Genomic DNA, 19,475 nt, shown 5'->3' with positions numbered 1-19,475 from the left:
CATCCTGTCCGGTCCTCCAGCCTCATCAGGAGGTTGTTCCGTCATGGTTTCCACCGGAGTACCGCTCGCCGAGCTCGCCGAGCCCGCCGAACTCTCCGAGCCCCACGAACTCTCCGACCCCCGAACCCTCCTCTCCCGCCACGCCCTGGACGCGGCCGCCCGCGCCTGGCTCGACGAGGCCGTGGCCCGCATCGCCGACCGGCCCGCCGCCGTACGCACCCTGTTCCCCGCCGCCCGAAGACGCTGCGGGCGGGCGCGGCTGGACGCGTTCTGGACCGTCGACGAGGCGGCCCGAGCCGTTCTGCTCACCGCGCTGCCACTGGGCGGGCAGCCGCTCGCCGACGAACTGGCGGGCCTCTTCCGCCACGGCGACCCGGCCGAACAGCGGGCCGTACTGCGGGCCCTGCCCCTGTTCGCCGACTCCGAGGCCGGCGACGACGTGCGGGCCCCGCTCGGTGAACTCGCCCTGCGACTCGTCCGCGAAGCCCTGCGCGGCAACGACAACGGCCTCATCGAGGCCGCCCTCGGCCCGTACGGCGCCGCCCGCCTTCCGGACGCCGAGTACCGGCAGGCCGTACTGAAGTGCGTCTTCTCCGAGATCCCGCTGGACCGGATCTGCGGGCTCGACACCCGCGCCGACGGCGAACTCGCCCGTATGCTCGCCGACTTCGCGCATGAGCGGGTCGCCGCAGGACGGGACGTACCGGCGGACATCTGGCCCGTCGTCCGCGCCTTCCCCGCCGTCGACCACCTCACCGACAAGCTCTCCATCGAGACCGGTGCCGCCGTGAGTCGGACACCGGCCGCCGTGTCCGGGTCGGTTTCGAACCGGAGCCCGGCTGTGTCGTGGAGACCACCGCCCAGGCCGTACGGGAGCTGCGCGGCCTCGACCCCGAACGGCTCGGCGTCTGCCTCGACGCCTGCCATCTCGCCGTACAGTTCGAGGAGCCAGGCGCGGCCCTGCGCCGCCTCGCGGACGCCGGGCTGCCCGTCGTCAAACTCCAGGCGTCCTGCGCGGTCGAGGCCGCAGAGCCGGCCGACCCGGCGACCCGGGCGGCACTGGGCCGCTTCGTCGAACCCCGCTTCCTGCACCAGACACGCACCCCGACAGCGGCCGGAGTCCGCGGGGTCGACGATCTCCCGGACGCGCTGGACGGCGGTCTGCCCACCGACACCGGTCCCTGGCGCGTCCACTTCCACGCCCCGCTGCACGCCGACCCCGAACCGCCGCTGCGCACCACCGCCGACCAGCTCGGCCGCGTCCTGGCCGGACTGCTCGGCGGGGCCGTGGCCGACTGCGACCACATCGAGGTCGAGACCTACACATGGTCCGTCCTCCCCGAACCGCCCGCCGACCTGCCCGGCGGCATCGCCGCAGAACTCGCCTGGGCGCGCGAACGGTTGACCGGCCTCGGCCTCAAGGAGGACCGGTGACGAGCATCCGAATGTCACCCCCGGGGCAACAGCCGGTGAGCACTCGAATCGGCCTCAAGGAGAACCAGCAATGAGCACCCGACCCACCCGGCTCGTCGTCCTCGACATCGTCGGCCTCACCCCCAAACTGCTCCGGCACATGCCCGCGGTGGCCGCCCTCGGCGAGCGCGGCTTCCGGGCCCGGCTCGACCCCGTACTGCCCGCCGTGACCTGCACGGTCCAGTCCACGTTCCTCACCGGTCAACCGCCCTCCGGGCACGGCGCGGTGGGCAACGGCTGGTACTTCCGGGACCTCGGCGAAGTACTGCTGTGGCGCCAGCACAACGCGCTCGTCGGCGGCGAGAAGATCTGGGAGACGGCCCGCAGATCCGCCCCCGACTACAAGGTCGCCAACATCTGCTGGTGGTACGCGATGGGCGCGGACGTCGACCTCACCGTCACCCCACGCCCGGTCTACTACTCGGACGGCCGCAAGGAACCCGACTGCTACACCTGGCCGCCGTCCCTGCACGACGAACTCACCGACCGGCTGGGCCCGTTCCCCCTGTTCACCTACTGGGGCCCCAACGCCGGAATGCCCTCCACCCAGTGGATCCTCGGCGCCGCCCGCCAGGTCTTCGACGAACACGACCCGGACCTCACCCTCGTCTACATCCCCCAACTCGACTACGAACCCCAGCGATCCGGCCCCGACTCACCGGCCACGATCCGCGCCGCCCGCCAACTCGACGACGCGCTAGGCCCGTTGATCGACCACTTCCTGAGCGAGGGTGCCACGGTGGTGGCCCTCAGCGAGTACGGCATCACGCCCGTCTCCCGCCCGGTGGACATCAACCGTTCCCTGCGCCGCGCGGGGTTGCTGGAGGTGCACACCCAGGACGGCATGGAGTACCTCGACCCCTGGACCTCACGGGCCTTCGCCGTCGCCGACCACCAGGTCGCCCACGTCTACGTACGGGACCCGGCCGACACGGCGGAGGTCGCCAAGCTCCTGGCCGAACTCGACGGCGTGGAACAGGTGTTGGACGCGGACGGCAAGGCGGCCCACGGCCTGGACCACGAACGCTCCGGTGAACTGGTCGCCGTCGCCGACCCCGACGCCTGGTTCACGTACTACTACTGGCTCGACGACGAACGTGCCCCCGACTTCGCCCGCCAGGTCGAGATCCACCGCAAGCCCGGCTACGACCCCGCCGAGCTGCTGTACGACGAGACCGTCCCCGCCGTGAAACTCCGCGCGGTCGGCCAGATCGCCCGCAAGAAGTTGGGCTTCCGCTACCGCATCAGCACCGTCCCGCTGGACCCCGCCGGCGTCAGCGGCAGCCACGGCCGACTGCCCGCCGACCCGGACGACGGTCCCGTACTGCTGTGCTCCACAAGCGAGTTGACCCGGGAGGCCTACTCCGCCACCGAGATCAAGTCCCTGCTGCTGGGGCTCGCGGGACTGGACGAGGACGAGGAAGGACTGCCCGCATGACGACGCACCCTCCCCTGCCGACCCTGCGGCCGCTGCTCGACCCCTCGCCCGAGTACGCCAAGTGGCGTGCCGAGGAACCGATCCGGCGGGTGACGATCTGGGGCGACAACAGCCCCTGGCTGGTCACCCGGCATGAGGACGCCCGCGCGGTCCTCGCCGACCCGCGCTTCAGCGCCGACGCCACCCGCGACGGCTTCCCCGGCTTCCGGCCGCAGTCGCCGCCGCGCGCACCGGGCCAGTTCTTCATGATGGACCCGCCCGACCACACCCGCCTGCGCCGCGTACTGATCCCCGACTTCACCTTCCGCCGTATCGAGCAGTTGCGGCCGGCCATCGCCCGGATCTGCGGGGAACTGCTCGACTCGATCACGGCGGACGGGGGCACGACCGCCGACCTGGTCGAGTCGTACGCCCTGCCGCTGCCGTCCCTCGCCATCTGCGAGCTGCTCGGGGTGCCGTACGAGGACCACGACTTCTTCCAGCGACAGGCGAGGGCGTTCAGCAGTCTCGCCTCCGGACCCAAGGAGATGCTGGCCGCCCGCAAGGCCCTCCACACGTACCTGGGCGAACTGCTCGCCCGGCGGGCCCGGGAGCCCGCCGACGATCTCCTCTCGCGTCTCGCGCGGGACCGGGTGGCGACCGGCGAGGTGAGCGCGCCCGAGGCCGTCGGCATCGCCTCGCTGCTGCTGGTGGCGGGCCACGAGACGACCGCGAACATGTTCCCGCTCGCGGTCGTGGCCCTGCTGAGCCACCCCGACCAGCTCGCCGCCCTGCGCGCGGATCCCGGCCTGTGGCCCGGCGCGGTCGAGGAGTTGCTGCGCCATCTGACCGTCGCGCACTCGGGGCTGCGGCGGATCGCCACCGAGGACGTGGACGTCGCGGGTGTCCGTATCCAGGCTGGGGAGGGCGTCGTCGTGGCGCTCCAGGCCGCCAACCGCGACCCGTCCGCGTTCGCCGATCCCGACGCACTGGACGTCCGCCGGGGCACCACCGGCCATCTGGCCTTCGGCCACGGACTGCACCAGTGCATCGGCCAGTCCCTCGCCCGCGCGGAACTCCAGATCGGCCTGCCCGCCCTCTTCGACCGCCTGCCGGGCCTGCGCCTGACCGCACCGCCGGAGGACTTCGCGCTGACGATGACCACGGTCCACGGGGTGCGGTCGTTGCCGGTGAGCTGGTAGGCCGGCACGGCATCGGCACAGGCCGACAAGGCCCGTGAATCAGCGGGCCGACGAGGCCCGTCGGCTGATATAGAGGCGGGCATGACCACCATCACCCTCGTCCGGGGCGACATCACCCAGCAGTCCGTCGACGCCATCGTCAACGCCGCGAACTCCTCACTCCTCGGCGGGGGAGGAGTGGACGGCGCGATCCACCGGCGCGGCGGCCCCGCGATCCTGGCCGACTGCCGAAAGCTCCGTGCCTCTCACTACGGCAGGGGGCTGCCCACGGGCCAGGCCGTCGCCACGACGGCGGGCGAACTGGACGCGCGCTGGGTGATCCACACGGTGGGGCCCGTCCACAGCCAGAGCCTCGACCGCTCCGCCCTCCTCGCCTCCTGCTACCGCGAATCCCTGCGCGTGGCCGATGAGTTGGGCGCCCGCACGGTCGCCTTCCCGGCCGTCTCCGCCGGTATCTACGGCTGGCCGATGGAGGACGCCGCCCGCATCGCCGTGGAGTCCGTACGCGCCACGGAGACCTCGGTCGAGGAGGTCAGATTCGTCCTCTTCGACGACGAGGCGTACGCGGCGTTCGCGGCCTTCGCCGAGCAGGCCGGCTGACGGCGCCGAGGAACCCCGGAAGCTGCCCGGCGTGGCGCGCTTGCGCACTCTGACGGACGAACGGCCGGAGCGTGTCGAACGGAGTCGTGCGGAGCTGTCCATCTGGCGAAACCGCCTGGTCAACGTCATCGGCGTGGCAGGTTGACAGGCCGGCTCCCGTCCCTGTGATCGGTTGCGGCGGGCCGTGCCGCCTCCCACGGTGAGCGCAAAGGACAGCAGCTTCGAAAGGAACGTGCATGCGCGCCCTCGTCTCCCGTGGTCTTCTCCTGCCGCCCCTGGTCTGCGGGGCCCTGGTCTTCGGACCGGTCGGCACCGCCACCGCGGCCGTCGACGCGGGCCGAACCGCCTCGAACCCCTCCGCCTCGAACCCCTCCGCCTCGAACCGCACCGCCTCGAACCGCACCGCGGCGAGGCTCGCCGCGGCCCCCGTTGCCGATCTGGACGACTTCTTCGACGCGCTGGACGCGCAGATCGACGCGCTCCTGGAGAAGGAGGAAGCCGACGTGGACGCGCTCATCGCGAAGGAGGAAGCCGAAGTGGAGGCATTCCTCGCGGAGCTCGACCTCGACCTGGACGGGATGCTGGCGGACATCGACGCAGACGCAGACGCGGATACGGACACAGTCACCGACACCGACACGGACACAGCCACGGACACAGCCACGGACACGGACACGGACACGGACACGGTTACGGACACCGACGCCGCCGGAAGCGACGCGGACGTATTGCTGACCCAGCTGGACCTGCTCGACCGGATGGATCAGGACGACGTACTCGCCCCGCTGCTGGACGAGTTGACCACCATCGTCGAGCTGGACGCCGACCAGCTCGACGCGGCCGAGGCGGCCCGGCACGTCAAGGCCCTCAAGACAGCCAACGCCACCGTTCAGGAGCGGCTGCGGAAGCTGGACGCGGCGGCCCCGGCCACGTCCGACCGCGCCGCCGTGGCGGCCGACCCGGTGGCGGACCTGGTGGCCGCGCTCCAGTCCGCGCTCGACGGCCTGCTCAAGGCGTTGACCTCGCTCGACCTGGGCGCCGTACTGGGCGCGGTCACCGGCCTGCTCGCCCCGGTCCTCGGCATCGTCACCGGTCTCCTGCAGCCGGTACTCGGCCTGGTCACCGGCCTCCTCGGCGGCCTCCTCGGCGGCCTGACGCCCAAGCTTCCGGCGACGTGACCTCCACCCCCGGCCTTCGCCCACCGGCCGGGGCCTCAGCCGGCGCCGGGCGGCTCAGTCGCCGTCCGGCGCGTCGCTGATCCTCAGCCTCAGGTGCTCCAGGGCTCGGCGGCCCACGAGGTCACCCCTGTCTTGATGTCGGATTCTTGCCAGCCCTGCCCCCTCCCCGTACCCGATGCTTGAGTCATGCGGAACGGGATGTACACGGATGTCGAGCGGTGTGTGCGGGCCGTGCGGTCGAAGGACGCGCGGTTCGACGGGTGGTTCTTCACGGCGGTGCTGACCACGCGGATCTACTGTCGGCCGAGCTGTCCGGTGGTGCCGCCGAAGCCGGAGAACATGACGTTCTATCCGAGCGCGGCGGCGTGTCAGCAGGCCGGGTTCCGGGCGTGCAAGCGGTGTCGGCCGGACACGAGTCCCGGGTCGCCGGAGTGGGATCAGCGGGCGGACCTGGTGGCGCGGGCGATGAGACTGGTGGGGGACGGGGTGGTGGACCGGGAGGGCGTGCCGGGGCTGGCGCGGCGGCTCGGTTACAGCACCCGGCAGGTCGAGCGGCAGCTGCTGGCCGAGCTGGGCGCGGGCCCGCTGGCGCTCGCCCGGGCGCAGCGGGCGCAGACCGCGCGGCTACTGGTCGAGACGACCGCGCTGCCGATGGCGGAGATCGCGTTCGCCGCCGGGTTCGCGTCGATCCGGACCTTCAACGACACGGTGCGGGAGGTCTTCGCGCTGTCGCCGAGCGAGCTGCGCGAGCGGGCCACGCGATCGGCCCGGCAGCGCTTGGACTCCCCTGGTACCTCAGGGGTGTTGAGCCTGCGGCTGCCGTTCCGGGCCCCGCTCAACCCCGACAATCTCTTCGGTCACCTCGCCGCCACCGCCGTACCCGGCGTGGAGGAGTGGCGCGACGGCGCCTACCGGCGCACGCTCCGCCTCCCGTACGGCCACGGCATCGTGGGCCTCACGCCCGAGCCCGACCACATCGCCTGCCGCCTCACCCTCAGCGATCTGCGCGACCTGCCCGTCGCCATCAGCCGCTGCCGGCGCATGCTCGACCTGGACGCCGACCCGGTCGCCGTCGACGAGCAGCTGCGCACCGACCCGGTGCTCGCGCCGCTGGTGGACAAGGCGCCTGGGCGCCGGGTGCCGCGTACCGTCGACGAGGCCGAGTTCGCCGTACGGGCGGTGCTCGGCCAGCAGGTGTCCACGGCCGCCGCCCGCACCCACGCGGCCCGGCTGGTCACCGCGCACGGCGAACCCGTCGACGACCCCGAGGGCGGCCTCACCCATCTCTTCCCGCTCCCCGAGGCGCTGGCGGCCGTCGACCCCGAGACCCTCGCGATGCCCCGCACCCGCCGGACCACCTTCACCACGCTGGTGCGGCAACTCGCCGACGGTGAACTGCACTTGGGCGTCGGCAGCGACTGGGCGGAGACCCGCGCCCGTCTCCTCGCCCTCCCCGGCTTCGGCCCCTGGACCGTCGACGTCATCGCCATGCGCGCCCTCGGCGACCCCGACGCCTTCCTCCCCAGCGACCTCGGAATCCGACGCGCGGCAAAGGAGTTGGGCCTCCCGTCCACTCCGGCCGCCCTCACGGACCGCGCGGCGGCCTGGCGGCCGTGGCGGGCGTACGCGGTCCAGTACCTGTGGGCGACGGACAGCCATCCCATCAACTTCCTGCCTGTATGAGCCAGTTCTGATGAGCCAGTTCTGATGAGCCAGTTCCGATGAGTCACTTCGGACGAGCCGGTTCGGACGAGCCGATGCAAGGGCCGATCGATCTTTCAAGGACCTCCCATGAAGCAGCAGAAGCGGCACACCGTCATCGACAGTCCCTACGGTCCGCTCACCCTCGTCGCCGACGACGGTGTCCTGTGCGGCCTCTACATGACCGGGCAACGCCACCGCCCGCCGGAGGAGAGTTTCGGCGTACGCGACGACACGCTCTTCGCCGAGCCGGAGGAACAGCTGGAAGCCTATTTCGCGGGTGACTTGAAGGAGTTCACCCTTGAACTGCGGCTGCACGGCACCCCGTTCCAGCGCACCGTCTGGGAACAGCTCGTGCGGATCCCCTACGGCGAGACCCGCTCGTACGGCGATCTCGCCGACGCCCTCGGCAAGCCCAAGGCGTCCCGCGCGGTCGGCCTGGCGAACGGCAGGAACCCCGTCGGCATCATCGTCCCCTGCCACCGCGTGGTCGGCTCCGACGGCAGCCTCACCGGTTACGGCGGCGGCGTGGAGCGCAAGCAGCGCCTGCTGGACCTCGAACGGGGGACGGCCCTCTTCTGACAGTCCTCTTCTGGCAACCCTCTTCTGACGACCCTCTTCTGACAGCCCCCTTCCGAGGGCCCTGTGCGCCGGGTCGGCTGAGGGACCGTGGCCTGACCGCTCAGGCGCTCGCGGTACCGATCCCGCGCAGCACCTCCGGCAGCGCGGTCCCGATCGGCTCCCGTACGACCTCGTCCGCCAGGTCGTCGTACGGGGTCGGCTCGGCGTTGACGATGATCAGCCGCGCCCCGTGGTCGGCGGCGACACCGGCGAGTCCGGCGGCGGGCTGGACCTGGAGGCTGGTGCCGACGGCGATGAAGATCTGGCAGGCCTTGGTGATCGCGACGGCCTCGCCGAGCACCACCGGGTCGAGCCGTTCGCCGAACATGACGGTGGCCGACTTGAGGATGCCCCCGCACTCCAGGCACGGCGGATCGTCCTCACCGGCCTCGACCCGGGCGAGGGCGTCCTCCATCGGACCGCGGGAGTGGCATGCGGTGCAGACGAACTCCCGTGCGGTGCCGTGCAGTTCCAGGACCTTGCGGGCGGACGTCCCGGCGAGCTGGTGCAGCCCGTCCACGTTCTGCGTGATCACCCGCACCGGTACCCCGGACCGCTCCAGCTCGGCCACCGCCCGGTGCGCCACGTTCGGCTCCGCCAGCAGCGTCCGGTTCTGCCGCCGCATTTGCCACGAGCGCCGCCGGATCTCCGGGTCTGCCATGTAGTACTCGTACGTGACGAGCTTCTCCGCCTCCGGATCCCGCCGCCACAGCCCGTTCGGGCCCCGATAGTCGGGAATACCCGAATCCGTGGAGATACCTGCGCCACTGAGGAGGGCAACGAGAGGCCTGGTCATGGGCCCGAGAGTAGGACGCATCCGCCGGCCGGGCCAGCAGACGTCCTCGTCGTCCCCAGAGTCCCGAACGATATGGCCGCGGAGCCCCCGGGCAGCCTCCGCCCGTGACCGGAAGGTCCACCCCAGCCGCGCCCTACGGTCCGCCGTGTGTGGTTGCCCCGGTGGCGCGTCGGGCGCCCCGAAGCCCGTGGCGGTGTGCCCTGTTCATGTGCCCCGCAGGCTCTGGTGGAGCCGGGACCGGTTCGGCCATACTTCCCACTCGTGCGGAGCAGCGAGCCCAGGCCGTGCGCATGCCGGTGGCTCGGCGGCCACGCGGTCGGTCCCGGCACGGGGTCGTACGACACCTGTGCGGGCAGTGGGCACCCGCGGCATCCACACCCTGTTCGGACATCCCCTTGGAGACACACCCGATGAAGCTCGCCAAGCGTCTCATCCTCACCACCACCGCTGTCGCCGCCGTAACCGCCGGCGCGCTCTCGAGCGCGCCGGTCGGCCTGGCCGCGGAGGCGAAGCCCGCCCGTGGCGGCGTCGACGCTCCCGCCGCACTCAAGGTCCCGGACGGGAACCGGCTCACCGGAGTCCTCCGGGCCGAAGGCGTCCAGACGTACACCTGCACCGACGGGGCCTGGAAGCTGCTGGAGCCCGCCGCCACCCTCTGGGACAGGAACGACCGCTCCCGCCGTACCGTCGCCCTCCACTCCCGGGGCCCCGTCTGGGTGTCCACGGTCGACGGCAGTGCCGTGAACGCCGCCGCCGTCGCCAGCTCGGCCAAGGAGGGCACCATCCCCGAGCTTCTCCTGCAGTCCACCACCACGCGCGGCACCGGGGTCTTCGCGAACGTCTCCTACATCCAGCGCCTCAACACCCGCGGCGGCGTCGCCCCCACCGCCGCCTGCACCGGCGCCGACCAGGTCAGCGTCCCCTACTCCGCCACCTACGCCTTCTACAAGCCCGCCAAGTGATCAAGTGATGCGGGACAGGCACGCAGACCAGTGACGGCACGGGCCCTCCGGCCGATGGACGATACGGAGGGCCCCTGCCCGGCGGTGTCAGGGGGCAGGCAGGCCGTACGTGCGGTCGTAGTGCTGGGCGACCAGGACGCCGGAGTGGTCGCAGGCGAGCTGCCAGTCGTTGACGCCGGTCTCCAGGCCGTCGGTGAAGTTCCACAGGAGCCGGCCCCGGGCGGCGCCGATCGCGTAGAAGCCGTTCCTGTTCTTGTAGGCGGGGACGTAGACGGCGTCGGGGCCGGCGGTGATCGGCTGGTCGATGTTGAGGCGCGGGGTGGGGCAGAACCAACGGCGGGAGCCGGTCCCGGCGTTGAAGGCGTACACGCCGGCGGGGTCCGTGCCGGTGACGTAGACCGTGTTGCCGTAGGCGCCGAGCGAGGCGAACTGGCCGCGCTCGGGCTTCACCCGCCAGCGGAGTTTGCCGTCGGCGACGTTCAGGGCCTCCAGCTCCTGCCCGATGGCGAACACCGTGCGGTTGAGCGCGGCGAGGCCGGGCCGGAGGTCGTAGCCGACGGGATGCCGCCAGAGGACGCCGGAGTCCTCGGTGTTGCGGGCCGTGACATTGCGCAGGCCGTCGGCGTAGACGAAGAGCTCGCGGAGGATGACCGGCGCCAGTCGGATACCCACGTCCTCCGGGCTGATGGGGATGATCTCGGCCCGGCGGGCCGCGAGGTCGACGCCGAACACCGTGTCCGTGGACGTCGCGACGCCCTGCGCGTCGGACTCGCGCCGGAGGCGGACGCCGATGACGGAGATGGCCCGGTCGTTGATGCCGCCGAGCAGCGTGTTGAACCGGAAGTCCGGCCCGAAGTCGATGGTGAAACGTTCCGTCCCGTCGACCGGGTCGACCCCGATCACCGTCGCCCCCTCGCCGAGCGCGATGGCGGCGTCGAAGGCCAGTACGGCCGGGGTGGGGGACTGGCTGATGCCCTCGTAGACCCACTTGGGCCGGGTGCCGTCCTTGAGGTCGAGGCAGACCATGTCACCTGGGCGGGTCTTCACCAGGGCCGTTCCGTTGCTGAAGACGGCCGGTGCCTGGAGCAGCGGGCCGCCGCGGTAGGTCCAGAGCGGCTTCGGGGCCGGGCCCGCGGGCTCCGTGGACCGCGCGGCCGGCTTCGTGCGCCGGCCGAGCACCACGGCGGCGCCGATGGCGGTGGCGGTGGCGCCGGCCGACACGGTGAGGACCGTACGCCGGGACGGTCCGGGCCGCGGCACGGCGCGGCGATGGCCGGGGGTGGTGGCGCGGTACGGCCGCGCCTCCTCGGGGGCGGAATACGGCTCCGTACCGGAGTAGGGCTCCGGGGCCGGCGGCTCGCTGCCGGTCGGCGCCTCGGCCCGGTGGCCGGGGCGCCCGGAGCGGTCGTAGGGGCCGGTGTCGCACGTCGACGGGGCCGCCGCGGCGCTGGGCGCCCGGTCGCCGTCGACGTCGTACGCGGCCTGTTCCTGCTCGAAGTCGTACGCGGCCCGGTCCTGCGGGAAGTCCTGAGCGGCTCGGCCATAGCCCTGGGCGGGCGCCGCCCGGTCCGTGTCGTAGCCAGGGGAAGCCTGGGCCTGCCCGTACGCGTCCGGCGCGGGGGCCGTCCCGGCCGAGGGGGACGGGACCCGGCCGATCGGCTTGATGTCGAGGGTCTTCACCGCCGCCGCGCGGAGGGCGATCGAGGAGGCCACCGACGGGGGCAGCCAGCCGTCCACCGTCAGCTGCTCCACGTCGCCGGGCGCGCAGGCCGCGGCCAGCTTGTCGGGAGTGATCCGCAGCCGGGGGTCCTTGGTGAGACAGAGATTGATGATCTTGTCCAACGGCTCGGGCACCCCCGTCAGGTCGGGTGCGCTGTGCACGACCTGGTAGAGGAGCGTGGCCGCCGCCGTGCCGCTGAACGGCGCGTGCCCGGACGCGGCGAACGTGAGCACCGAGCCGAGCGAGAAGACGTCCCCCTCGGGGCCCAGCGGCTCACCCGTGGCCTGCTCGGGGCACATGTACTCGAAGGAGCCGAAGAGGGCGCCGGAGCGGGTGAGGTCGTAGCCGTCGCTCGCCCGGACGATGCCGAAGTCGATGACACGGGGGCCGTCGGCGGCGAGCAGCACATTGGACGGCTTGAGGTCGCGGTGCACCAGCCCGGCGGCCTGCACCGAGATCAGCGCCTCGGCGATGCCGGCGCCCAGCACGAGCACCGACTCCACCGGGAGCGGGCCGTGCGCGGCGATCGCCTCGGCCAGGGTGGGGCCGGCTATGTAGTCCGTGGCCAGCCAGGGAATGGGGCCGTCGGGGTCGGCGTCCACCACGGGCGCGGTGTATCTGCCGCCGACCGCTCCGGCGGCCTCCACCTCCCGGCGGAAGCGGATGCGGAAGTTCTTGTCCCCCATCAGCTCCGGTCGGATGGCCTTGACCGCGAGGGTTCGCCCCTGCGGGGACCGCGCGAGATAGACCCGTCCCATTCCTCCTGCGCCGAGCCGGGCCACGAGTCGGTAGGGGCCTAGCTCCTCGGGATCGTCTGAGCCCAGTGGTTCCATGACCTCAGCTGCCTGTTCGGTGAGGACGGGCGAGAAATGGCCCGCAGTGGGGGGGGAGACCGACTGGTCCGGGCGGCTCCCGGTGGCCGTTCCCCAGAAGCTCCGGATCTCCCGGAGCCACGGCCCGCGCCCGGGCCGCCGGTCACGGGTGTCCCGAGTGCTGCCCCGGTTCCGGAGCGAGGTGAAGAGGCGGGATCGCTCGGTCGGGGTGATGTCAGCCTAGATGCTGGAGTGACGGGCGGGCAGCGTTTTCAGCCAGCGCTTTAAATTTCCATTAAGTGAAGCGCTCACCTTCCTCACGTTCTGTGCAAGGGGAGTTGACAGGATGTCAGCTGACTCCTGTCACCGGTGGACGACAGCCGCATGGCACTGCCGTGGCTGATCTTCGCCGGTCCTTCTTCGCGCCTTCGTCGGTTTTTCGCCGGTTCAGTCCACCCGGTTGCCGTTCTCCAGTTCGACCGGACCTGTGCCGTCCGCCAGCGCGTCGAGGGCGGCGAGAACGCGGAGGCCGAGCGTGCCCAGGAGGTACCCGGTGAGTTCGGCACGCGGGACGAGCCGCCACGACAGCAGCTCCTCCTCCTGCAAGCGGATCCGCTTCAGGTCCTCCTCGCCGAGCACACCGCCGTCGTACACATACGCCACCAGCGGCGGGCGCCCCACCCCGTGCACCCAGTCCACGGCGAGCAGCCGCCCCAGCTCGACGTCGAGCCCGATCTCCTCGGCCGTCTCGCGCCGCGCGCCCTGCCTCGGGGTCTCGCCGTCGTCCGACTCGATCGTCCCGCCCGGAAGCGCCCATCCCTCACGGTAGTTGGGCTCGACGAGCAGCACCCTGCCCTCGGCGTCCCGGAAGACCGCGGCGGCGCCGGCGAGGACACGGGGCAGGCTCGCGATGTACGCGGCAAAGTCTGGAGTGGCCATCCAGGAAGCGTAGACGGCGGCCGAGGGGCGGGACATGGGCGCTCGGGGGCGGAGGAACCGGCGCGCGGGGAGCGGGGCGAATGCCGCTGGGGGAGCGGAACGACCGGCGCTCAGGGGCCGGAGGCCACCGCCAACCGGGCCGTGCGCTCCGCGAGTTCGCTGATGCGCACCCCGTCGAAGCCGAACACGGCGCTGCGCACGGTGTCCTCCAGCGGGTCCTTCCACCGGTCCGGAATCGCCGCCGCCCCGCACAGCACACCCGCCACCGAACCGGCGGTGGCCCCGTTGGAGTCGGTGTCCAGGCCGCCGCGGACGGTCAGCGCGATCGTGCGGGTGAAGTCGCCCTCGCCGTACAGCAGACCGGCGGTCAGCACCGCGACGTTCGGCACGACGTGGATCCAGCCCGGCCCGGCGGTCTCCTCGCCCACCGTCGTGAGCGTGTCCTCCCATGTCAACCCGGTGTCGTGCAGCGAGGCGACCCGCCGCACGATCCGGGCGAGGCGGCTGCTCGCCGGGATCACCGCCAACGCCTCGTCCACGGCCGCCCGCACCCCGGGCGCCGTGAACGCCGCCGCGATCAGCGCCGCCGCCCACATCGCCCCGTACACCCCGTTGCCGGTGTGCGACAGCACCGCGTCGCGCCGGGCCAGCGAGGCCGCCTGCCGGGGCCGGCCCGGGCAGGTCCAGCCGTAGACGTCGGCACGGATGAGGGCGCCGATCCACTCCTGGTAGGGGTTGTCGTACGTGGCCGTCAGCGGTGGCTTCAGGCCGTTCGCCAGATTGCGGTAGGCCGCGCGTTCCGCCGTGAACGTCTGCAGATACGGCAGCCGCAGCAGCCACAGGTCGCCGACCTGCTCGGTGCTGAAGCCGAAGCCGTGTGTCTCCAGGAGGTGCAGCCCGAGGATCGCGTAGTCGATGTCGTCGTCCCGGCAGCTGCCGTGGATCCGGCCGCGTACGCAACTCCGCCACTCCGGCCGCATCGCGAGCCCGTCGCTCTCACTGACCGGCTCCGGGAGGTAGTCGGTGAGAGGCAGGCCCCCCGTCCGCCGCAGATAGCCGTCGATCCGCTCCCGCGTCCACACATCACCCTGCTCGACCGGCTTCCCGAGCATGTTGCCCGCGATCCTGCCCAGCCAGCCCCCGTGAACGCGGTCGGCGAGTTCCGTGCCCACGGGGGGCATCGCGGTCATGGGGGTCATGGGCGTCATGGGTGAAGGTCTACCCAATTCGGGCCGGGGCTGCTCGGGGAACGGCGTGCGGGTGGGGCGACGGGCGACGCTGAGGACATCGGCGAACGGCGCCACCGGCTCCGCGACGCGGGCGTCGGAGGCCCCCGGTCGGCGTACGGCGTGGGGCCCGCCTTCGTCCGGCCCACGAACGGCGTCGGGGCCCGGGACCTGCTTGTGGTTGGGGGCGCGCCGCCCCGGTTGGCGTACGAGCGTGGGGCCCGCCTTCGTCCGGCCCCCATACGGCGTCCGGGTCCCGGATCCGCTTGTGGTGCTGGGGTCCGCCCCCAGCCCCGCATACGGCATCGGAGGCCGCCCCCCCGTCCGCCCGGTCCCGGGGTCCGCCCCGGCCCCGCCCTTGGCTCCGGGGGCCGCCCCCGGACCCGCCCCTGGCTTCGACGAGGCCGTCCTCGGCCACGCCTGCCGTGTGTTCGGTGGGCGGGACGGGGCATGGCGGAGCGGGGCCAGGGCGGTTAGGGTCGCAGCGGCGCGACTGCCTTGACATGCGCAAGGCTTGATGAGCGAGGGGAACGCAAGGTGGCGAACGCCGCAGTGGACGGGATCGGCACGGGCAGGGCAACCCCGCGGGTGCTGATCGCCGCGGACAAGTTCAAGGGCACGCTGACGGCCGTCCAGGTCGCCGAGCGGGTGACGGCGGGCCTGCGCCGGGTCCTGCCCGACCTGGAGATCGAGGCGCTGCCGGTGGCCGACGGAGGCGACGGCACGGTGGCCGCGGCGGTCGCGGCCGGGTTCGAACGACGTGAGGTACGGGTCACCGGGCCGCTGGGCGAGCCCGTCACCGCCGCCTACGCGCTGCGCGGCGACACGGCCGTCGTCGAGATGGCGGAGGCCGGCGGGCTGCAGCGGCTCCCCGCCGGGGTCTTCGCGCCGCTCACGGCCACCACGTACGGCTCCGGAGAGCTGCTGCGCGCCGCGCTCGACGCGGGCGCCCGCACGATCGTGTTCGGCGTCGGCGGCAGCGCCACGACGGACGGGGGCGCGGGCATGCTCGCCGCGCTGGGCGCACGCTTCCTGAACGCCGCCGGTGAGCCGGTCGGCCCCGGCGGCGGGGGCCTGCGCGATCTGGTGACGGCGGACCTCGCGGGCCTCGACGACAGGTTCGCGTCGATCGACTTCGTCCTGGCGAGCGATGTCGACAACCCGCTGACGGGCCCGAAGGGCGCCCCCGCCGTGTACGGGCCGCAGAAGGGCGCGAGCCCCCAGGACGTGGCGACGCTGGACGCGGCCCTGGCCCACTTCGCGGCCGTCCTGGAGCAGACGGTCGGCAGCCGCGCCGCCGAGCACGCGCTCGCCCCCGGCGCGGGCGCCGCCGGCGGTATCGGCTACGGCGCCCTCATCCTCGGTGCCCGCTTCCGCCCCGGCATCGAGGTCATGCTCGACGTCCTGGGCTTCGCGGCGGCGCTGGAGAAGGCCACGCTGGTGATCACCGGCGAGGGCTCGCTGGACGAACAGACCCTCCACGGCAAGGCCCCGGCGGGGGTCGCGGCCGCCGCCCGGGCCGCCGACAAGGAGGTCGTGGCCGTCTGCGGCCGCCTGGCGCTGCCCCCGCAGGCGCTGGGGCGTGCGGGCATCCGCCGGGCGTACCCCCTGACGGAGGTCGAGCCGGACGTCGAGCGCTGCATCGCCGAGGCGGGGCCGATCCTGGAGCTGGTGGCCGAGCGGATCGGCCGGGACTTCCTCACCTGAGCCTCTACGGGACCTGAGCCTCTACTGGACGGGAATCAGATTCCCGTCCAGTTCCCTGAAGTACTTGCCGCTGCTCACGCCCTCCACCTTGCCGTTCTTGAACCAGTGCTTCGAGTAGTGGTGGATGGCCTGGGCGGTGGTCTCCCAGACCAGGGAGTGGCTCGATGCCTCGAAGCAGAACATCAGCTTCTCCGAGCCCCCGATGGCCGCATAGAGGTCCGGAACGGAGAAGTACAGGTCGTCGGGCATCGACGTCTGCGTGTTGGCCGTCCGGTCCAGTTCCCCGTAGAGGATGAGTACGGGGACCCTGTCGCCGAGCACGTGCCTGCCCTCGCTCATGTGCGGCACGGTCTTGCTGTTCCAGCCCCACCAGTAGGTGTTCCGGTACCGCAGGACGCCCTCGTAGTCGCCGTTCGTCTGGGGTCCCCACTTGCTGCCGACGGGGTCGACCTCCATGCAGGCGGCCCACACACGCTCGCCGATGCCGGCCTCCCACAGGGGGCCGGTCAGCGGCCTCGTGAAGCCACCCTTGCTGCCGACATTCATCGGGAAACCGAACTGGTTGGGCGGCTGGCCCACGGGCAGTGTCGTGACCCCCGGCGGGCGCCCGAAGGGGTCTTCGGTCTTTCCCGACCACCGGCCTCGCGGCGGGAACATCGGGGCGATCAGAAACAGGCTCTCGACATCGTCGGGGTGCTGGAGGGTGTAGGGGCCCATGACGAACGCGGCTGCGGACCAGCCGACGAAGCGGATCCGCTTCCCGGTGCCCACCTGGGACTTGATGAACTTCACCACCGCCGCCAGCTCTGCCCCGTCACTCTCGGCATTGCCCAGCTCGGACGTGTACTGGGGCGGGCAGGGCGCCGGGATGGTGTGGTCGACGAGGACCGGTTGTTGCTGCGCCGGGTTGGCGTTGCACGGATCGTCCATCGGCCCGGGGCGGGTTGACCGGCCGGAGCCCTGGAGATCCATGATGAAGACGTCGTAATGAGCCTGCGCGAGTTCCTGAGCCCAGCTGTACCGGTTGGGGTCGCCGCCGGGCACCGGCGCGAGGTCGAACCCTGGCAACGCAGGCACGCTCCTGCCGTGGAGCATCAGCACCGGCTCGCGGTCCTGCCCGGTGGGGGTGCCGTCGTACTCCCGGACGGCCAGTTCGATCTCGACGTCCTCGGTCGCCGGGACCGTCGACAAGTGCTTGACCTTGTGCTCTCTGAGTTCGTAGGACGTCATGCCCATCTCCTGACGGTCACATAGGGGCAAGTGGGATGAAAGTCATCCTTTTCCACCGTCCTCCCCTCCGTGGGTCCTGGCAACTGGGCCCCCACGCCAGCTAGTTGACCCCTCAAGAGCAAACCGTGGACGCCCTTGAACGCGAAACAGGTGTGGCCCGAGCCGGGGAGGCTCGGGCCACACCTGTCAGTGCTGGAACGAGAGTCAGGGCAGCTGCGCCGCCCGTGCCTCGCGCCGGTTGTCACGGAAGTTGTTCACCCGCCGCGCCGTGGCGAAGAGGGGGATCACCGCGCCCATGACGAGCTGCAGGGCACAGCCGGTCTGGAGGAGGAGCTGGCCGCCGGGGGCGTCGAAGGCCCAGGCCATCAGCAGCCCCATGGAGAGGACGATCCAGGAGAGCATCGCCACCGCGAGGGGACCCCGCGGCTTCGGGTACTCGACCCGGCTCACCATCAGCCACGCCGTGCCGAGGATCGCCAGGAGGGTCGCCACGAAGGGCAGCTCCAGGAGCACGATCGACACGACGGTCAGCGCGCCGAACGGCGACGGCATGCCCTGGAACGTGCCGTCCTTGACCGTCACACAGGAGAATCTCGCGAGCCTCAGCACCACGGCCAGCAGTACGACGATCGCGCCCACCGCGGCCACACGCTGGTGCGCGTCGTCGGCGACCATGCCGTAGACGAGGACGAAGTACGCCGGCGCCAGGCCGAAGCTGATCAGGTCGGAGAGGTTGTCCAGCTCCGCGCCCATCGGCGAGGAGCGGAGCTTGCGCGCCACCAGCCCGTCGAACAGGTCGAAGATCGCCGCGCACAGCATCAGGATCACGGCGGTGGCCGCGCTGTGCCGGGCCATGCCCGACTCCTGGCTGCCGGTGAGATGCGGGATCAGGATGCCGGTGGTCGTGAAGTACACCGCCATGAAGCCACACGTGGCGTTGCCCAGCGTGAGCGTGTCCGCTATCGACAGACGGAGTGACAGCGGCATCTCCTCCGCGTCGTCCTCCACCTCGTCGACGTCGGGCACCCAGCCGGTCCCGGTCTGGCCGGGCTGGGTCTCCGGATCAATCACGGTCAATGCGAGTCACCCCAGCCACGGTCTTCTGACCCACCTCGACGTCGATCTCCACACCCTCGGGCAGGTAGATGTCGACGCGCGAGCCGAAGCGGATCAGCCCGATCCGGTCACCCTGCTCGACCTTGGTGCCCTCGGGGAGGTACGGAACGATGCGGCGAGCCACGGCGCCGGCGATCTGGATCATCTCGATGTCACCGAGTTCGGTGTCGAAGTGCCAGACGACGCGCTCGTTGTTCTCGCTCTCCTTGTTGAACGCCGGAACGAACCCACCCGGGATGTGCTCGACCGACGTCACCGTGCCGCTGAGCGGCGCGCGGTTGACGTGGACATTGAGCGGGCTCATGAAGATCGCGACGCGGGTGCGGCCGTCCTTCCACGGCATGATGCTCTGCACCACTCCGTCGGCGGGCGAGATGACCCGGCCCTGGGCGATCTCACGCTCGGGGTCGCGGAAGAACCACAGCATGCCCGCCGCCAGCGCGGTGGCGGGTACGGCCACGGCCCGGGCGGCGCCGGAGCGACGCGAGCGGGCGAGGCTGAGTGCTGCGGTGGCGACGGTCGGGAGAAGCCACGGCGATGCTCCGCGCGCGAGCCGTACGCCGACGAGGCTGTCGCGTGGTGCAGAGGTTTGGCTGTGGGGCATGGATGACCTTCGTAGCGGATGATGCCGCGCGGTGACTGGGGACGGCGGCTTTCCCAGGGATCGTACCGGTCGCCGACCGCAACTGGGCAAGCCAGGAAGTCGAGTCGGCGACCGAAGAGTGCTGACAGGGTGTGATCTCCTTCTCGAAGAAAACACCCCGAATCAGGCATC

General features: G+C 71.8%; 15 protein-coding genes and 2 pseudogenes. 10 read left to right on the top strand and 7 right to left on the bottom strand.

Going from position 1 to position 19,475, the window contains the following annotated elements; all coding sequences use genetic code 11:
• Positions 1–43: 43 nt before the first annotated feature.
• The 8 genes and pseudogenes from JIX56_RS07315 to JIX56_RS07280 form a co-directional block, all read left to right on the top strand.
• Positions 44–667 (top strand): annotated as a pseudogene (locus JIX56_RS07315) (EboA domain-containing protein); the annotation flags it as partial.
• A gap of 53 nt (positions 668–720) precedes the next feature.
• Positions 721–1,434, top strand: a pseudogene (locus JIX56_RS07310) (metabolite traffic protein EboE); the annotation flags it as partial.
• A 70-nt stretch (positions 1,435–1,504) separates the two neighbouring features.
• Positions 1,505–2,911 carry an alkaline phosphatase family protein gene (locus JIX56_RS07305; protein ID WP_257537947.1) on the top strand — a complete coding sequence of 469 codons (1,407 nt, stop codon included), beginning with the start codon at positions 1,505–1,507 and terminating at the stop codon, positions 2,909–2,911.
• Positions 2,908–4,092 carry a cytochrome P450 gene (locus JIX56_RS07300; protein WP_257537946.1) on the top strand — a complete coding sequence of 395 codons (1,185 nt, stop codon included), beginning with the start codon at positions 2,908–2,910 and terminating at the stop codon, positions 4,090–4,092. The genes JIX56_RS07305 and JIX56_RS07300 overlap by 4 nt, the downstream gene beginning before the upstream one ends.
• Positions 4,093–4,173: 81 nt before the next feature.
• The gene (locus JIX56_RS07295; protein WP_257537945.1) at positions 4,174–4,692 is read left to right on the top strand and encodes an O-acetyl-ADP-ribose deacetylase; all 519 of its coding nucleotides are present in this window, start codon (positions 4,174–4,176) and stop codon (positions 4,690–4,692) included.
• A gap of 236 nt (positions 4,693–4,928) precedes the next feature.
• A complete protein-coding gene (locus JIX56_RS07290) occupies positions 4,929–5,870 on the top strand; it encodes a hypothetical protein (RefSeq protein ID WP_257537944.1) in 942 nt (313 codons plus the stop codon).
• Between the two features lie 186 nt (positions 5,871–6,056).
• On the top strand, positions 6,057–7,553 hold the full coding sequence (locus JIX56_RS07285; protein ID WP_306819830.1) for an AlkA N-terminal domain-containing protein: 1,497 nt from the start codon (positions 6,057–6,059) through the stop codon (positions 7,551–7,553).
• A 108-nt stretch (positions 7,554–7,661) separates the two neighbouring features.
• Positions 7,662–8,153 carry a methylated-DNA--[protein]-cysteine S-methyltransferase gene (locus tag JIX56_RS07280; RefSeq protein WP_257537943.1) on the top strand — a complete coding sequence of 164 codons (492 nt, stop codon included), beginning with the start codon at positions 7,662–7,664 and terminating at the stop codon, positions 8,151–8,153.
• 100 nt (positions 8,154–8,253) lie between these two features.
• On the opposite strand, the gene JIX56_RS07275 is transcribed toward JIX56_RS07280, so the two are convergent.
• A complete protein-coding gene (locus tag JIX56_RS07275; protein WP_257537942.1) occupies positions 8,254–8,988 on the bottom strand; it encodes an SIR2 family NAD-dependent protein deacylase in 735 nt (244 codons plus the stop codon).
• Between the two features lie 410 nt (positions 8,989–9,398).
• Between JIX56_RS07275 and JIX56_RS07270 the strand changes: the two genes are divergently transcribed.
• Positions 9,399–9,950: a DUF3455 domain-containing protein gene (locus JIX56_RS07270; RefSeq protein WP_257537941.1), complete on the top strand. Its 552-nt coding sequence runs from the start codon at positions 9,399–9,401 to the stop codon at positions 9,948–9,950.
• A gap of 87 nt (positions 9,951–10,037) precedes the next feature.
• Here the strand turns inward: JIX56_RS07270 and JIX56_RS07265 are convergent, their stop codons facing one another.
• The 3 genes from JIX56_RS07265 to JIX56_RS07255 all read right to left on the bottom strand — a co-directional run bounded on the left by JIX56_RS07265 (position 10,038) and on the right by JIX56_RS07255 (position 14,602).
• On the bottom strand, positions 10,038–12,503 hold the full coding sequence (locus JIX56_RS07265) for a protein kinase domain-containing protein (protein ID WP_306819829.1): 2,466 nt from the start codon (positions 12,501–12,503) through the stop codon (positions 10,038–10,040).
• Positions 12,504–12,929: 426 nt separating this feature from the next.
• Positions 12,930–13,421, bottom strand: coding sequence for an NUDIX domain-containing protein (locus JIX56_RS07260; RefSeq protein ID WP_257537939.1), 492 nt, complete (start codon positions 13,419–13,421; stop codon positions 12,930–12,932).
• Positions 13,422–13,531: 110 nt separating this feature from the next.
• Complete coding sequence (locus JIX56_RS07255; RefSeq protein WP_257550772.1) at positions 13,532–14,602, bottom strand: ADP-ribosylglycohydrolase family protein; 1,071 nt, start codon at positions 14,600–14,602, stop codon at positions 13,532–13,534.
• 633 nt (positions 14,603–15,235) lie between these two features.
• Between JIX56_RS07255 and JIX56_RS07250 the strand changes: the two genes are divergently transcribed.
• A complete protein-coding gene (locus JIX56_RS07250; protein ID WP_306819937.1) occupies positions 15,236–16,354 on the top strand; it encodes a glycerate kinase in 1,119 nt (372 codons plus the stop codon).
• Between the two features lie 21 nt (positions 16,355–16,375).
• Here the strand turns inward: JIX56_RS07250 and JIX56_RS07245 are convergent, their stop codons facing one another.
• The 3 genes from JIX56_RS07245 to JIX56_RS07235 all read right to left on the bottom strand — a co-directional run bounded on the left by JIX56_RS07245 (position 16,376) and on the right by JIX56_RS07235 (position 19,304).
• Positions 16,376–17,584, bottom strand: a complete 1,209-nt coding sequence (locus tag JIX56_RS07245; RefSeq protein WP_257537937.1) for an alpha/beta hydrolase — start codon at positions 17,582–17,584, stop codon at positions 16,376–16,378.
• 204 nt (positions 17,585–17,788) lie between these two features.
• Positions 17,789–18,610 (bottom strand): CDP-diacylglycerol--serine O-phosphatidyltransferase, encoded by an 822-nt coding sequence (pssA, locus tag JIX56_RS07240; RefSeq protein WP_257550771.1) that lies wholly within the window; start codon positions 18,608–18,610, stop codon positions 17,789–17,791.
• 37 nt (positions 18,611–18,647) lie between these two features.
• Positions 18,648–19,304: a phosphatidylserine decarboxylase gene (locus tag JIX56_RS07235; RefSeq protein WP_257537936.1), complete on the bottom strand. Its 657-nt coding sequence runs from the start codon at positions 19,302–19,304 to the stop codon at positions 18,648–18,650.
• Between the last annotated feature and the right edge of the window lie 171 nt (positions 19,305–19,475).

Origin of the sequence: Streptomyces sp. CA-210063, from assembly GCF_024612015.1 — a bacterium.
Taxonomy (GTDB): Bacteria; Actinomycetota; Actinomycetes; order Streptomycetales; family Streptomycetaceae; genus Streptomyces.
The sequence above is the reverse complement of the archived record's forward strand: the minus strand, read 5'-3'. Positions and strand labels throughout refer to the sequence as shown.

Coding starts and splice junctions, on each gene's coding strand:
- JIX56_RS07305 (WP_257537947.1), top strand. CDS start 1,505: ATGAGCACCCGACCCACCCGGCTCGTCGTCCTCGACATCGTCGGCCTC.
- JIX56_RS07300 (WP_257537946.1), top strand. CDS start 2,908: ATGACGACGCACCCTCCCCTGCCGACCCTGCGGCCGCTGCTCGACCCC.
- JIX56_RS07295 (WP_257537945.1), top strand. CDS start 4,174: ATGACCACCATCACCCTCGTCCGGGGCGACATCACCCAGCAGTCCGTC.
- JIX56_RS07290 (WP_257537944.1), top strand. CDS start 4,929: ATGCGCGCCCTCGTCTCCCGTGGTCTTCTCCTGCCGCCCCTGGTCTGC.
- JIX56_RS07285 (WP_306819830.1), top strand. CDS start 6,057: ATGCGGAACGGGATGTACACGGATGTCGAGCGGTGTGTGCGGGCCGTG.
- JIX56_RS07280 (WP_257537943.1), top strand. CDS start 7,662: ATGAAGCAGCAGAAGCGGCACACCGTCATCGACAGTCCCTACGGTCCG.
- JIX56_RS07275 (WP_257537942.1), bottom strand. CDS start 8,988: ATGACCAGGCCTCTCGTTGCCCTCCTCAGTGGCGCAGGTATCTCCACG.
- JIX56_RS07270 (WP_257537941.1), top strand. CDS start 9,399: ATGAAGCTCGCCAAGCGTCTCATCCTCACCACCACCGCTGTCGCCGCC.
- JIX56_RS07265 (WP_306819829.1), bottom strand. CDS start 12,503: ATGGAACCACTGGGCTCAGACGATCCCGAGGAGCTAGGCCCCTACCGA.
- JIX56_RS07260 (WP_257537939.1), bottom strand. CDS start 13,421: ATGGCCACTCCAGACTTTGCCGCGTACATCGCGAGCCTGCCCCGTGTC.
- JIX56_RS07255 (WP_257550772.1), bottom strand. CDS start 14,602: ATGCCCCCCGTGGGCACGGAACTCGCCGACCGCGTTCACGGGGGCTGG.
- JIX56_RS07245 (WP_257537937.1), bottom strand. CDS start 17,584: ATGACGTCCTACGAACTCAGAGAGCACAAGGTCAAGCACTTGTCGACG.
- JIX56_RS07235 (WP_257537936.1), bottom strand. CDS start 19,304: ATGCCCCACAGCCAAACCTCTGCACCACGCGACAGCCTCGTCGGCGTA.